Here is a 14478-nt window from a genome sequence, read left to right on the forward strand (position 1 = left end):
GTAACCCTTTCTGAATCTGTGCGTGCAAAGATAATCAAAATCGTTGGGGGAGAGAAAGAAAACGAATAAAATATTTAGGGATATGGGGTTAGCGTAGACTCTCTATTTGAGGACTGCTGTGTGTGCTGACAAAATGTAAAATATAGATCATGTATATAGAATGGTAGAAACCTCTAGTCTGTAAAGGGTAAGAGTACTTTTTTTGTCCTATTTTGCCACTTTTTTACTTCCAAGTAACCGAAAAAACGTTAATAAGGTCTTTTGATCTCATAAAAAAATGCGATATTTGCGACATGATTCAAGTAGAAACTTTTTTTAATATATTAATAAAAGGCTTTATTATAGGTGTTGTCGTCTCGGCACCATTGGGACCGGTAGGTGTACTTTGCATTCAGCGTACATTAAACAAAGGACGTTGGTATGGGTTTGTGACCGGACTCGGAGCCTCAATCAGTGATATAGCATACGCTTTACTCACCGGATATGGTATGAGTTTTATTTTCGATTATATCAATAAGAATATGTTTTATCTCCAATTGCTGGGAAGTATTATGCTTTTGGCTTTTGGTATCTATACATTCCGGAGCAATCCGGTGCAATCCATTCGCCCGGTAGCTTCTAGCAAAGGGTCCTATTTCCACAATTTTATAACCGCTTTCTTTGTTACGCTTTCAAATCCGCTGATCATCTTTCTCTTCATCGGTTTGTTTGCTCGGTTTGCTTTCGTCGAACCCGGGGTGCTAGTGTTTGAACAAATCACCGGTTATCTGGCCATTGCTTTAGGCGCTTTAGCTTGGTGGTTCGGCATTACCTTTTTTGTCAATAAAGTTCGGGCAAAATTTAATTTGCGTGGCATTTGGATCTTAAACCGTGTCATTGGCAGTATTGTGATGATTGCTTCGGTGATCGGACTTGTTTATACATTATTGGGAGAATCGTTCTATTAGGAAGATGAATCAGATAGCACAACAACTTAAAGAAAGAAACATTGCCGAATATCTTATATATATGTGGCAAGAAGAGGACCTGATCCGTGCCAATGAATGTCGCATGGAGCAGATTGAAGAGCGTGTTTTAACCAAATATCCGGAAGAACAACGCGTGGAATTAAGAGAGTGGTATGGTAATTTGATCACCATGATGTCGGAAGAAGGTGTGGTTGAAAGCGGTCATTTACAGATTAATAAGAATATTATTATCAAACTGACCGATTTACACCAAGCTCTACTTGCCTCACCGAAATTTCCGTTCTATAGTGCAGCTTATTTCAAAGCTTTGCCTTACATCGTTGAACTGCGAAGTAAGAATGGACAAAAAGATGAACCGGAATTAGAGACTTGCTTTGAAGCCCTTTACGGGGTATTGTTATTGCGTTTACAACAGAAATCGGTGAGTGTCGGTACTCAAGAAGCCCTTCAACAGATCAGTAACCTACTTTCGATGTTGGCCAACTATTATGATAAAGACTGCAAAGGTGAACTAAAACTAGAAGAGTAATGCGCATATTGGTCACAGGCTCTTGCGGACAGTTGGGCCGTTCGTTGCAAGCCGTTTCCGTCAACCATCCCCAACATACTTATTTTTTCACAGATGTAAACGACTTGGATATTTGTGATGAAGGACAGGTAGACGACTTTTTCGGTCGCCACGATATAGAATGCGTGGTGAATTGTGCCGCTTATACGGCAGTCGACCGAGCCGAGGATGAGCCGGAACGTTGTCGATTGTTGAATACGACTGCACCGGGGTATCTGGCGAAGATTGCCGAGAAGCATGGAGCCGCTATGATACAAATATCAACCGATTATGTCTTCGACGGAAAGACCTTTAGACCTTACACGGAGGAGAGAGAAACTTCGCCTATTTCGGTTTATGGGCGAACGAAACTTGATGGTGAACAGTTGGTGACGGCTCATTGTCAACAAGCGATGATCGTGCGTACGGCTTGGTTGTATTCGGAGTATGGAAATAACTTTGTGAAAACCATGTTGCGTTTGGGGCGCGAGCGTGAAGATCTGGGTGTGGTGTCCGATCAGATTGGTACGCCGACCTATGCCGGTGATTTGGCGGAAGCGCTTCTGACGATGATTGATCGGGGGGTGATTCGTGGAACTTATCATTATAGCAACGAAGGTGTTTGTTCATGGTACGACTTCACACTGGCTATTCACCGGTTGGCAGCGATCACGTCGTGTCGGGTTCGTCCGTTGCATACCGAAGAGTATCCGACCAAAGCTGTTCGTCCTTATTATTCGGTGCTCGATAAGACAAAGATAAAAACAACGTTCAACTTGAGCATCCCTCATTGGTTGGCTAGTCTTGAAGGTTGTGTGCAGCGGTTGATAAACGAATAACATAGATCTAACGCATCATATAGATCTAACGAATAAGATATGTATATATATTAAGGTGGCAGAAGCGTCGATTCCGGTCACCTTTCTTCTGAAAAGAGTGTGATGGAGTCGACGGATAACGTGAAAGAATAACATTATATATGGCAGATTTATCAGAAATAAAAAGACGGCGTACATTCGCCATTATTGCGCATCCGGATGCAGGTAAGACCTCATTGACCGAGAAGTTGTTGCTTTTTGGTGGACAGATTCAGGTTGCCGGTGCGGTAAAGAGCAATAAGATTAAGAAAACGGCAACATCTGACTGGATGGAAATCGAGAAGCAACGTGGAATCTCGGTCACGACTTCGGTGATGGAGTTCGACTATCGTGATTATAAGATCAATATTCTCGATACTCCCGGTCACCAGGACTTTGCCGAAGATACTTACCGTACGCTGACTGCCGTAGATAGTGTAATCATTGTAGTCGACGGTGCAAAGGGTGTGGAAACACAGACGCGTAAGTTGATGGAAGTGTGCCGTATGCGTAAAACGCCGGTTATCATCTTCGTTAACAAAATGGACCGTGAAGGTAAGGATCCGTTCGATTTGCTCGATGAGCTAGAAGAAGAACTGATGATCAAGGTCCGTCCGTTGTCATGGCCTATCGAACAAGGGGCTCGTTTTAAAGGCGTATACAATGTGTATGAAGAAAAACTCGACCTTTATCAGCCTTCGAAACAAGTCGTAACTGAAAAGGTGGCTGTCGATATTCATTCGGAAGAGTTGGACAAGCAGATTGGTCAGACTTTGGCCGATAAGCTACGTGGCGACCTCGAATTGATCGAAGGCGTTTATCCGGAACTGGATATCGAGACTTATCTTGAAGGAGAATGTGCTCCGGTCTTCTTCGGATCGGCTTTGAATAATTTCGGTGTTCAAGAATTGTTGAACTGCTTTGTTGAGATCGCACCGAGTCCCCGTCCTATTGAATCGGAAGAGCGTGAGGTAAAACCTGACGAACCTAAGTTTACGGGATTCATCTTTAAGATTACGGCAAATATCGACCCGAATCACCGCTCGTGTGTGGCCTTCTGCAAGGTTTGCTCGGGTAAGTTTGTTCGTAATGCTCCCTATTACCACGTTCGTCACGGCAAAACGATGCGTTTTTCATCGCCCACCCAATTTATGGCGCAACGTAAAACGACTGTTGATGAGGCCTATGCCGGTGATATCATCGGTTTGCCAGACAATGGAACGTTCAAGATTGGAGATACGCTGACTGAAGGTGAATTGTTGCATTTCCGCGGATTGCCGAGTTTCTCACCGGAAATGTTTAAATACATTGAGAATGCCGATCCGATGAAGCAGAAACAGTTGGCCAAGGGAATCGATCAATTGATGGACGAAGGTGTGGCGCAGTTGTTTGTCAACCAATTCAATGGCCGTAAGATTATTGGAACGGTCGGACAACTTCAGTTTGAGGTTATCCAATATCGCCTATTGAATGAGTACAATGCTTCATGTCGTTGGGAGCCGGTTAGCTTATATAAAGCATGCTGGGTAGAGAGTGATGATGCAGAAGAGTTAGAAGCGTTTAAGAAACGGAAGTATCAGTATATGGCCAAGGACCGCGAAGGTCGTGATGTCTTCTTAGCCGATTCTTCTTATGTTCTTCAAATGGCCCAAATCGACTTTAAACATATTAAGTTCCACTTTACGAGTGAGTTTTAATCGCCCAAGGAATCTGATCTGATCTCTTTCTTGTTGCTTCAAAAGCTATTGAAGGAAAGGGAAATAAATGATGCTCGCAGAAAACAAACGATCTGCGGGCATCATTTTTTTATGCGATCTTGGATGGCGGTGGTACGTCGTCGTATTTTTTTCGCTTATTGAAATTTAATGCTCTTGTACTGATTTTAATTTTTATTAAAGTGGATTTAAAGTGTTGAGAGCTTTTTATTTGTTGAGCCTTCGTTCGAAGGCTCTTCGGCCCTCGGACGAAAACCCATGAGCCCTCGAACGAGGGCTGAAGAGCCCACCTTCGAGGGCTCAACAAACGGAGTCTCAAAAACGACTAATGAAACTGGATAAACGACTAGTGGAGCCAATCCGGGAACTAATTGAATAGGGGCTTCCGATAAAAGACAGTGTGGCGTTGTGCGAATGAAGTGCAGTTATTCAATTGCAAAGGTGATGATTTGAGGGAGAAAGGATTCTTCCTTTTTTTGTTTAAACAAAAAAGAATGACTAACATTGTGGCGATTTTACAAGCCTCTGTTTGGCGGATTATTTAATTCACTATAATGGAGCTATAACTCGGAATAAGAGTCATGGACTCATCGTAAATTGGATTTCGAAAGGGAGGCAATCTTTTTAGAAATCAAATGCGTCCGGAGGAGATTAATATTTTAAAACAAGGTATAACTATGAGAATCACAAACTTTCTTAAACGAACGGCATTACTAACGTTAGGTATTACAGCTTTTTTGAGTCACCCCGTCATGGCGCAAGAATCGGATGTCATGGAGCAAGCCGATGGATATGAATGGCCTACCGACAAAGAAGTCTTAAATAAATTGGAGGCTTGGCAGGATTTGAAATTCGGAGTTTTATTTCATTGGGGTGTTTATGCGGTTCCGGGCATTTGTGAGTCATGGCCCCTTTGTAATGAAGATTGGATCAATAGAGATACAACGGTGACTTATCAAGACTACAAGAAATGGTATTGGGGATTAAGTAAAGTCTTTAATCCGATAAAATTCAATCCTAATCAATGGGCAGATGTGATGGCAAAGGCGGGGATGAAATATATGATTTTCACCACTAAACACCATGATGGTTTTTGCTTATTTGATACGAAACAAACCACCTATTCAATCGCTAAAGATGGTCCTTTTCGCAATCATCCCCAGAAGGATGTGGCAAAATATGTGTTTCAAGCCTTCCGCGACAAGAACTTTATGATTGGGGCTTATTTCTCAAAACCGGACTGGCATTCTCAATATTATTGGTGGGATTATAGAGCAACCAAAGATCGCAATGTGAATTACGATATCAAGCGTTACCCACAGAGATGGGATCATTTCAAAAGTTTCGTCTATAATCAGATCGAAGAGCTTATGACGGGTTACGGTAGTGTGGATATTTTATGGTTGGATGGAGGGCAAGTTTGTCCTCAGAATAATCAGGATATTGATATGCCTAAAATAGCCAAGATGGGAAGAAGTCATCAACCTGGCTTATTGGTGGTTGATCGAACCATTGGTGGAAAATATGAGAACTATCAAACGCCTGAACGGTCTATCCCGGAGACACAACTCAATCATCCTTGGGAGAGTTGTTTGCCTTTAACCGGCATGTGGGGATGGGTTCCGAATGCTCATTTTCAACCGGCTCAGAACGTGCTTTCGTCGTTAATTGAGGTTGTGGCTAAAGGTGGTAGTATGGTTTTAGGGGTTGGCCCAACTCCTGAGGGGTTAATTGAACCGGGGGTGATTGAAGTTCTTAATAAGGTCGGAAAATGGATGGATAAAAACGGTCGTGCGATTTATCATACACGAACGACTCCTTATTATAATGACGGTAATATGTGGTTTACCGTAAGCAAGGATCATCAGAAAATGTACGCCATATGCACCGTTAAAGAGGGGGAAGAAATCCCTAATATCTTAGAGTGGACCGAAAAAAGACTTCAAAAAGGACAAAAAGTAAGATTGGTGAGCAACGGAAAGTCACTACGTTGGACGCTTACAGATGACAAAATAAAAGTCTATCTACCTAAAGAGGTCGATCGCACAATGCCGGTCGCTCTTGAAATCAGTCTCTAGGCGAGTTTGAGGTCTATTTATTTTAACTATTGTAGGATGAAATAGAAGAAGTTAGCACAGAGGAAGATCTGTTGATCTTCCTTAAATCTGCTGCCGAACAAATCTATATTCTTTTAACAATAAAAGCCGTGGAATGCTTGGGAATTCACACGGCTTTTTATAACTTTACCGAGTATAAAGTGTCAAAATGTAAAGTATAAATCAATAAACAATAAATCAGATGACCTTAGTAGATCGCTTTTTAAAGTATGTCAGTTTCGACACACAGTCGGACGAACTGACCGGACTGACTCCTAGTACTCCCGGACAAATGATCTTTGCTCGTTACTTGAAAGAAGAGTTGGAAACCCTTGGATTGGAGGAAATCTCATTAGATGAGAATGGTTACCTTTTTGCTACTCTCCCTGCTAATACCGATAAACCGGTGCCGGTGATCGGATTTATAGCCCATTTGGATACGAGTCCCGATATGAGTGGGAAAAATGTATCGCCACGGATTGTAGCCAACTATGATGGGAAAGATATTGTGCTTTGTGCCGAGGAGAATGTGATCCTTTCGCCTGCTCAATTTCCTGAATTGTTGAGTCATGTGGGCGAGGATTTGATCGTGACTGATGGTCGGACGCTTTTGGGAGCTGATGATAAGGCCGGTATTGCCGAAATCATTTCAGCGATGGTCTATTTGCAACAGCATCCTGAAATTAAGCATGGAAAGATCCGTATCGGATTTAACCCGGATGAGGAGATTGGAGCCGGTGCGCATAAGTTCGATGTTGAGAAGTTTGGTTGTGACTGGGCTTATACCATGGACGGTGGTGAGATCGGCGAATTGGAATTCGAAAATTTCAATGCAGCTTCAGCTAAAGTGACCTTCAAAGGACGTAATGTTCATCCGGGATATGCCAAAGATAAGATGATTAACTCTCTTCGCATTGCCAATCGTTTTGTAACGATGATCCCTGAGAGTGAAAGTCCCGAGAAAACTCAAGGTTATGAGGGTTTCTATCACCTGATTGGTATTCAAGGCGAGGTTGAACAGAGCCTAGTGAGCTATATCATCCGAGATCATGATCGTGAAAAGTTCGAAAACCGCAAGGTGTTTGTGCAACAACAAGTCGAACGGATCAACGCCGAATATGGTGCAGGTACAGCCGTATTAGAGATGCGCGACCAATATTATAATATGCGTGAAAAGATAGAGCCGGTCATGCATATCATCGATACGGCTTTTAAGGCTATGGAAGCTGTTGGCGTGAAGCCTAATGTTAAGCCTATTCGTGGTGGAACGGATGGGGCACAACTTTCTTATAAGGGATTGCCTTGTCCCAATATTTTTGCAGGTGGATTGAATTTCCACGGACGTTATGAGTTTGCTCCTATTCAGAATATGGAAAAAGCCATGCAGGTGGTGGTGAAGATTGCCGAGCTGGTGGCTGCTAAATAATAAATCAAACTTAATTTTAATACTTAAATCATGAAAACCACTCCATTTACCGACAAGCACATCGCACTTGGTGCTAAAATGTGCGAATTTGCGGGTTATAATATGCCGATTGAATATTCGGGTATTATTGATGAACACCTCACAGTTTGCAATGCTGTAGGAGTCTTTGACGTTTCGCATATGGGCGAATTCTGGGTTAAAGGACCGAATGCATTGGCATACTTGCAGAAAATGACGTCTAACAATGTGGCTGCATTGGAGCCCGGAAAGGTGCAATATAGCTGTTTCCCGAACGATAAAGGGGGAATCGTAGACGACTTATTGGTTTATCAGTATGACGAAGAAAAATATATGTTGGTGGTTAATGCCGCTAATATTGAGAAAGATTGGGATTGGTGCGTGAAGAATAATACAGAAGGTGCTATTTTAGAGAATTCTTCTGATCAGATCGCTCAGTTGGCTATTCAAGGACCTAAGGCCATTGATACGTTGCAAAAGTTGACGGACCTTGATCTTTCGGATATTCCGTATTATACCTTCAAAGTGGGTGAGATTGCAGGCGTAAAGAATGTGATCATCTCTTGTACCGGATATACCGGAGCCGGAGGCTTTGAATTGTATTTCTATCCGAATGAATCGGATCGGATTTGGAAGGCGATATTTGAAGCTGGTCAGGAATTTGGTATCAAGCCTGCCGGATTAGGATCTCGCGATACGTTGCGTCTGGAGGTTGGTTTTTGTCTTTACGGTAATGAATTGAATGATGCGACTTCTCCTATTGAAGCCGGATTGGGTTGGATCACGAAGTTTGCCGATAATAAACCGTTTATTAATCGTCCGGCTTTGGAAAAACAAAAGGCAGAAGGCACGACTCGTAAGTTGGTTGGCTTTGAGATGATCGATCGCGGTATTCCTCGTCATGGCTATACGTTGGTTAACGAGAATGGCGACCCGATTGGTGAGGTCACTTCGGGTACGATGTCGCCTATCCGGAAGATCGGTATCGGAATGGGATATGTACAATCGGAGTATGTCAAAATGGGTTCGGAAATCTTTATTGATATGAGAGGACGAAAACTGAAGGCGGTCATGGTACGCCCACCGTTTAGAAAATAGAGTATTGAGAGTCTAAATGTATAAATCCTTGCATCTTGTATCGAGATGCAAGGATTTTTTTGTTTTACTTTGTTGTTTATAAAGGATATTTCATTTATTTTTATCATAAAACAGATTGTATGTCGCATTTTCCTACTTTAATAGCCGATCTGGCACTGATTTTGATCTGCGCCGGAGTGATGACCTTAATCTTTAAGAAATTAAAACAGCCTTTAGTTTTAGGATATATCGTTGCAGGATTCTTGGCTAGTCCCCATCTATCGTGTACACCCTCTGTGATTGATACCGCAAATATCAAGACATGGGCCGATATCGGGGTGATCTTTTTACTTTTTGCTTTAGGGTTGGAATTTAGTTTTAAGAAGATACTTAAAGTAGGAGGAACGGCTATTATTGCGGCCTCGACGATTATGGTTTGTATGATTCTGCTTGGGATAGGCATCGGGGTGTCGTTTGGGTGGCACCGGATGGATGCACTATTTCTTGGTGGAATGATTGCGATGTCGTCGACAACGATTATTTATAAAGCGTTTGATGATCTAGGGGTTCGTAAGAAGCAGTTTGCAGGATTGGTACTTAGTATTCTGATTCTGGAGGATGTCTTGGCTATTGTTTTAATGGTGATGTTGTCGACTGTGGCGGTGAAGAATAATTTCGAAGGGGCCGAGATGTTCGAAAGTATTGCCAAACTGTTTTTCTTTATTATTTTATGGTTTACGGTTGGCATTTTCTTGATTCCGGGTATCTTGAAGCGGGTCCGAAAATTGATGAGCGATGAGACCTTATTGATCGTTTCTTTGGCTCTTTGTTTAGGAATGGTAGTGTTGGCTGCTCACTTTGGTTTTTCGCCGGCATTTGGTGCTTTTATCATGGGAACAATTCTTGCCGAAACGATCGAGGTGGAATCGATTATTCGGATTGTTAGTCCGGTGAAGGATCTGTTTGGGGCCATCTTTTTTGTTTCGGTCGGCATGATGGTCGATCCGGTAATGATTGCTCAATATGCTGTTCCTATTGTAGTGATTACTTTTGCTGTTATTCTGGGACAATCGATTTTTGGTACCTTAGGCGTCCTCTTGTCGGGGAAACCTTTGAAAACAGCAATGCAGTGCGGCTTTAGCTTGACTCAGATTGGGGAGTTTGCTTTTATCATTGCTTCTATGGGAATTGCGCTAGGGGTGACGAGTGATTTTCTATATCCTATCGTAGTGTCGGTTTCTGTCATCACGACGTTCTTGACTCCTTATATGATTCGACTGTCTGAACCGGCTTACCGTTATGTGGATCGTCGCCTGCCGGAGTCGTGGCACAATGTATTGATGCGTTATTCTACCAATTCACAAACGGTGGTTAACCATAGTAATTTGTGGCATAAATTGTTGATTGCTCTAACACGTATAACGGTGGTTTACTCTGTGGTGAGTTTGGCTATCATTCTTCTTTCGTTCAGATGGGTCGTTCCCTTCTTTAAACATCTTTTGCCTGATTTCTGGGCTTCTTTGATTTCGGCAATATTTATCATTGTTTGTATTTCTCCTTTCTTAAGAGCAATTATGGTGAAGAAGAATCATTCGGTTGAGTTTACCGAACTGTGGAAGGAGAGTCGAGCGAACTGGGGGCCATTGGCTTCTACGATTGTGCTGCGCGCTGTGATTGCCATTTTCTTTGTGATGTTTGTGATCATTAAGTTGTTTGAACTCTCTAGCGGATTAGTGGCCGGTATTGCATTGTTTGTCATACTGTTGATGGTTTTCTCAAAGAAGTTGAAGAAACAGTCGATACTTATTGAGCGTAAGTTTTTCCAAAATTTGCGTTCTCGTGAGATGCATGCGGAATATATGGGAGAGGTGCGACCGAAATATGCCGGTTGTTTGTTGACTATGGATTTGCATTTGGCGGATTATCAAATTCCGGGGGAGTCGTTCTGGGGAGGAAAGATGTTGAAGGAGTTAGATCTGGGAAAAAGATTTGGCGTGCATGTGGTTTCTATTCTTCGGGGGAAACGGCGAATTAATATTCCGGATGGAAATGCACGGCTCTTTCCGATGGATAAGATTCAGGTGATTGGTACGGATGATCAGCTTAACTTGTTTGCGCAAGAGATGCAGAGTGGGGTTGTGCTTGATTTTGATGTTTATGAAAAAAAGGAGATCATCTTGAGGCAATTCTTGATTGATCCGGATTCGATTTTCTTAGGGAAGACGCTTAAGGATTCCGGCATTCGTGATAAATATCGTTGCCTCATTGCCGGAATAGAGCGTGGTGATGATTTCTTATTGGTCTATAATGCGAATACCATCTTTCAGAAGGGGGATGTGGTATGGGTGGTTGGTGAATCGGTCGATGTGCTTCGTTTGGCTGACTTGAAAGCGACACTCAACGAAGTGTGCCGCTAGATCGGTACCGACTGTTTTTATTCTTCTGAATCGAAATCGAATTCAAAATCGAAGTTGTCGCCCGATTCTGGTATAAAGAATTCTTCGAGATTGCGGCGATCTTTTTTGGTTGGACGTCCGGTGCCTCTTGCCCGGTCAACAAATCCGTTGATCTTACTCAGTTCAAGCAATTCATATTGATCTGGAGTGGTCACGTTTTCCATGACATCGGCTACGAGTTTGGCACCAACTCTTTTTTCAATGGTTTGAATGACTTTGAAGGAGTAGGTAATGGGGGGCTTTTTGACTTGAATCACATCACCGGGCTTAATCATTCGAGCAGCTTTGACTTGTGATCCATTGATGGTTACTCGTCCTTTCTTGCAGGCTTCAGCGGCAATGGTACGTGTCTTGAAAATACGTACGGCCCACATCCATTTGTCTATTCTTGCTTCAGGCATTTTTTTTCTTTTGAATAAGGGTTCGGTTTACTTTTTATTAAATTGATTCATCGTGATGTTGATGCCTGCCAAACAAAAACTCTTAATGATTTCACCGGCAGTCTCTAGGCGTTCGTCCATGGTTTTCCAATCTTCATCGGTGAAGTGACCTAGGACGTAATCGACTTGTCCGCCACGGGGAAAATCACTTCCAATACCAAAACGGAGGCGGGCATAATTTTCTGTTCCTAAGGTGGCTGCAATGTGTTTTAAACCATTATGCCCGGCATCGCTTCCTTTGCCTTTTAAACGTAGGGTGCCGAATGGTAGAGCCAGATCATCTACAATGACGAGTACATTCTCTAAAGGTATATTTTCTTTTTGCATCCAATAACGCAAAGCCAAACCACTAAGATTCATGAAGGTAGAGGGCTTGAGTAGAATAAGTTGTCGGCCTTTGACTGAGAAACTGGTTGTAAATCCATATCTGCCATCTTTAAATGGATAGGCGTTGTTCGATTTAGCTAAGGCATCAACGGTCATAAAGCCAATGTTATGGCGTGTTTCGTGATATTCCGGACCGATATTACCAAGCCCGACGATGAGATACTTTGTCATTTTCTTAGGAGTTTGAATGAAAAACGCAGATTAATACAGATCTTGCAGATTGAAATCCGCTTAACCTGCATTAATCTGCGTTGTTATGTTTTAGCAAAGAATGCTGATTATTTGCCTGCTGCTGCAGCTGCACCTCTTGCTGCACGAGTCAATTTAACTGCACATACAACAGCTTCTTTAGCGCTCAATATTTCAAGACCTTCGTAGCTAAGCTCACCAACCTGAACTGTTTTACCTAAACCTAAGTGAGATACGTTTACTGTAAGTTTCTCAGGGATAGTGTTATAAAGAGCTTTAACTTTCAATTTACGCATTTGCAATGCCAATTTACCACCGGCTTTAACACCTTCTGCCAAACCTTCAAGTTGTACAGGAACTTCCATTACGATTGGTTTAACTTCGTCAATTTGGAAGAAGTCTACGTGTAGGATAGAATCCTTTACTGGGTGGAATTGAATATCTTTCATGATTGCTTTTACTGTTTTGCCATCGATATCCAAGTTAACCACGTAGATGTGTGGAGTGTAAACAAGGTTACGCAAACCTTCTGTGCTTACTGTGAAGTGTTTAACTTCGCTTCCTCCGTAAAGTACACATGGTACACCACTGTTCTTACGAATTTCTTTCAAAGCTCTTGCTTGATCTGAAGAACGTTCTGCAATTGTTCTTGCAGTACCTTTTACGTCAATTGATCTCATTTTAATTTTTTTTTGTGTTACTCTAAATTAAGTGATTCTTATGCTTAATTCACCATTACACGATGTGGTTAATCCACTCGAGGCTGTAAAAAAGCGGTGCAAAATTAGCTTATTTATTTGAAATATGCAATTTTTGAGGGTCTTAAAAGTCGATGTCGATCTTTATTTCTTCATCTAATGCACTAGAAGAGGAGGTGTTAGGTTGTTCGATTTCTACTGTATGACCATTTTCCTCATTGTTATTAATAAATTGAATGGTTTGATTGAGTCCGTGCATGAATTTTTCGAAATCTTCTTTGTACAGGAAGATTTTGTGTTTTTCGAAGTTAACTTGCGAGTCATCACCTTCTCCTACAATTACTTTTTTACTTTCTGTAATAGTAAGAAACATCTCTTCTTTACGATTCTTTTTTACGTCAAGATAATAAATGCGTTTCCCCGCTTTAATTGCTCTTGAGAAAACAATCTCCTTATCACTCGTTTCTACGCTTGTTCTCTTTTTTAATTCTTCCATATCAATAGATTCGTTTTTTATATTGGCCTCAAAATTGGAGATTTTTTTTAAACTGTCAAAAGAAAAAAGCCACAGAATGATTTTGCGAATTAAAAAATGTGATTTGTATGCGAAAACTCATTAAAAATATCTACTTTTGCAGTTCGATAATAACAGTATTAATTTGAATTATGATCAACAGAGTTCTTATTCGTCTTAAGATTATACAAATCGTATTTGCCTATTACCAAAACGGAAGTAAAAATCTAGACTCAGCGGAGAAAGAGTTATTCTTCAGCCTCTCAAAGGCTTACGACCTTTACAATTATTTGCTAATGCTTATGGTAGCATTAACAGAGTATGCACAAAAACGTATTGATACAGCTAAAGCTAAATTTTCACCAACTAAAGAGGAATTATATCCTAATATGAAGTTTGTTGAGAATAAATTTGTAGCTCAGTTGGAAGTTAATGAGCAATTGAATCAATTTATTGCTAATCAGAAAAGAACTTGGGATAACGATCAAGATTTTATTAAAAGTCTTTTTGAGAAGATTATCACATCTGATATTTATAAGGAGTATATGGAGTCTTCTGATCATAGTTACGATGCTGATCGTGAATTATGGAGAAAAATTTATAAAACATTCATCTTTAATAATGATGATTTGGATGAGGTTCTTGAGGATCAAAGTCTTTATTGGAATGACGACAAGGAAATTGTGGATACTTTCGTTTTGAAAACGATCAAACGTTTTGAAGAAAAGAATGGGGCAACTCAAGAATTGTTGCCTGAATTTAAAGACGAGGAAGATCAAGAATTTGCACGCCGTTTGTTTCGTCGTACAATCTTGAATTCCGATTACTATCGTCATCTGGTTAGTGACAATACTAAAAATTGGGATTTGGACCGAATTGCATTTATGGATGTGATCATTATGCAAACTGCTCTTGCAGAGATTTTGTCGTTTCCTAATATTCCGGTAAGTGTATCATTAAATGAATATGTTGATATTGCAAAATTGTATAGTACTGCTAAAAGTGGTGGCTTTATCAATGGTACATTAGACGGGATTGTTAATCAATTGAAAAAAGAAGGTAAGTTAACTAAAAACTAATACCTTTGTCT

Annotated in this window: 13 protein-coding genes; 9 read left to right on the forward strand and 4 right to left on the reverse strand. The window is 41.2% G+C overall.

The window, feature by feature from the left end; genetic code table 11:
- Positions 1-293 precede the first annotated feature (293 nt).
- From AC4PG5_RS13335 to AC4PG5_RS13370, 8 genes are all read left to right on the forward strand, one after another.
- Complete coding sequence (locus AC4PG5_RS13335) at positions 294-947, forward strand: LysE family translocator (protein WP_492029347.1); 654 nt, start codon at positions 294-296, stop codon at positions 945-947.
- Positions 948-951: 4 nt separating this feature from the next.
- Positions 952-1497: a DUF4924 family protein gene (locus tag AC4PG5_RS13340; protein WP_492029348.1), complete on the forward strand. Its 546-nt coding sequence runs from the start codon at positions 952-954 to the stop codon at positions 1495-1497.
- On the forward strand, positions 1497-2354 hold the full coding sequence (gene rfbD, locus AC4PG5_RS13345) for a dTDP-4-dehydrorhamnose reductase (RefSeq protein ID WP_492029349.1): 858 nt from the start codon (positions 1497-1499) through the stop codon (positions 2352-2354). Before AC4PG5_RS13340 ends, rfbD begins: the two co-directional genes overlap by 1 nt.
- 140 nt (positions 2355-2494) lie before the next feature.
- A complete protein-coding gene (locus tag AC4PG5_RS13350; RefSeq protein ID WP_492029350.1) occupies positions 2495-4069 on the forward strand; it encodes a peptide chain release factor 3 in 1575 nt (524 codons plus the stop codon).
- A 695-nt stretch (positions 4070-4764) separates the two neighbouring features.
- Positions 4765-6165, forward strand: coding sequence for an alpha-L-fucosidase (locus tag AC4PG5_RS13355; RefSeq protein WP_492029351.1), 1401 nt, complete (start codon positions 4765-4767; stop codon positions 6163-6165).
- A 220-nt stretch (positions 6166-6385) separates the two neighbouring features.
- Positions 6386-7609 (forward strand): peptidase T, encoded by a 1224-nt coding sequence (pepT, locus tag AC4PG5_RS13360; RefSeq protein ID WP_492029352.1) that lies wholly within the window; start codon positions 6386-6388, stop codon positions 7607-7609.
- Between the two features lie 30 nt (positions 7610-7639).
- A complete protein-coding gene (gcvT, locus tag AC4PG5_RS13365; RefSeq protein WP_492029353.1) occupies positions 7640-8725 on the forward strand; it encodes a glycine cleavage system aminomethyltransferase GcvT in 1086 nt (361 codons plus the stop codon).
- Positions 8726-8844: 119 nt separating this feature from the next.
- Positions 8845-11121 (forward strand): monovalent cation:proton antiporter family protein, encoded by a 2277-nt coding sequence (locus AC4PG5_RS13370; RefSeq protein WP_492029354.1) that lies wholly within the window; start codon positions 8845-8847, stop codon positions 11119-11121.
- Positions 11122-11138: 17 nt separating this feature from the next.
- Here the strand turns inward: AC4PG5_RS13370 and AC4PG5_RS13375 are convergent, their stop codons facing one another.
- The 4 genes from AC4PG5_RS13375 to AC4PG5_RS13390 all read right to left on the reverse strand — a co-directional run bounded on the left by AC4PG5_RS13375 (position 11139) and on the right by AC4PG5_RS13390 (position 13370).
- Entirely contained in the window at positions 11139-11561 is a 423-nt protein-coding gene (locus AC4PG5_RS13375; RefSeq protein WP_492029355.1) for an RNA-binding S4 domain-containing protein, read from the reverse strand.
- Positions 11562-11588: 27 nt separating this feature from the next.
- A complete protein-coding gene (gene pth, locus AC4PG5_RS13380; RefSeq protein WP_492029356.1) occupies positions 11589-12158 on the reverse strand; it encodes an aminoacyl-tRNA hydrolase in 570 nt (189 codons plus the stop codon).
- A gap of 107 nt (positions 12159-12265) precedes the next feature.
- Positions 12266-12856, reverse strand: a complete 591-nt coding sequence (locus AC4PG5_RS13385; protein ID WP_492029357.1) for a 50S ribosomal protein L25/general stress protein Ctc — start codon at positions 12854-12856, stop codon at positions 12266-12268.
- A gap of 142 nt (positions 12857-12998) precedes the next feature.
- The gene (locus AC4PG5_RS13390; protein WP_492029358.1) at positions 12999-13370 is read right to left on the reverse strand and encodes a PUR family DNA/RNA-binding protein; all 372 of its coding nucleotides are present in this window, start codon (positions 13368-13370) and stop codon (positions 12999-13001) included.
- Positions 13371-13540: 170 nt separating this feature from the next.
- Here AC4PG5_RS13390 and nusB point away from each other — a divergent pair, with 170 nt between their 5' ends.
- Positions 13541-14467, forward strand: a complete 927-nt coding sequence (gene nusB / locus AC4PG5_RS13395) for a transcription antitermination factor NusB (protein WP_492029359.1) — start codon at positions 13541-13543, stop codon at positions 14465-14467.
- Positions 14468-14478 lie beyond the last annotated feature (11 nt).

It is taken from the genome of Bacteroides sp. QWL-09 (assembly GCF_058683585.1).

Bases quoted from the DNA above. Each gene is read 5' to 3' on its own strand.
- AC4PG5_RS13385 (WP_492029357.1), bottom strand. From the start codon at position 12,856: ATGAGATCAATTGACGTAAAAGGTACTGCAAGAACAATTGCAGAACGT.
- pth (WP_492029356.1), bottom strand. From the start codon at position 12,158: ATGACAAAGTATCTCATCGTCGGGCTTGGTAATATCGGTCCGGAATAT.
- gcvT (WP_492029353.1), top strand. From the start codon at position 7,640: ATGAAAACCACTCCATTTACCGACAAGCACATCGCACTTGGTGCTAAA.
- pepT (WP_492029352.1), top strand. From the start codon at position 6,386: ATGACCTTAGTAGATCGCTTTTTAAAGTATGTCAGTTTCGACACACAG.
- AC4PG5_RS13370 (WP_492029354.1), top strand. From the start codon at position 8,845: ATGTCGCATTTTCCTACTTTAATAGCCGATCTGGCACTGATTTTGATC.
- AC4PG5_RS13335 (WP_492029347.1), top strand. From the start codon at position 294: ATGATTCAAGTAGAAACTTTTTTTAATATATTAATAAAAGGCTTTATT.
- AC4PG5_RS13390 (WP_492029358.1), bottom strand. From the start codon at position 13,370: ATGGAAGAATTAAAAAAGAGAACAAGCGTAGAAACGAGTGATAAGGAG.
- AC4PG5_RS13375 (WP_492029355.1), bottom strand. From the start codon at position 11,561: ATGCCTGAAGCAAGAATAGACAAATGGATGTGGGCCGTACGTATTTTC.
- AC4PG5_RS13355 (WP_492029351.1), top strand. From the start codon at position 4,765: ATGAGAATCACAAACTTTCTTAAACGAACGGCATTACTAACGTTAGGT.
- AC4PG5_RS13340 (WP_492029348.1), top strand. From the start codon at position 952: ATGAATCAGATAGCACAACAACTTAAAGAAAGAAACATTGCCGAATAT.
- rfbD (WP_492029349.1), top strand. From the start codon at position 1,497: ATGCGCATATTGGTCACAGGCTCTTGCGGACAGTTGGGCCGTTCGTTG.
- AC4PG5_RS13350 (WP_492029350.1), top strand. From the start codon at position 2,495: ATGGCAGATTTATCAGAAATAAAAAGACGGCGTACATTCGCCATTATT.
- nusB (WP_492029359.1), top strand. From the start codon at position 13,541: ATGATCAACAGAGTTCTTATTCGTCTTAAGATTATACAAATCGTATTT.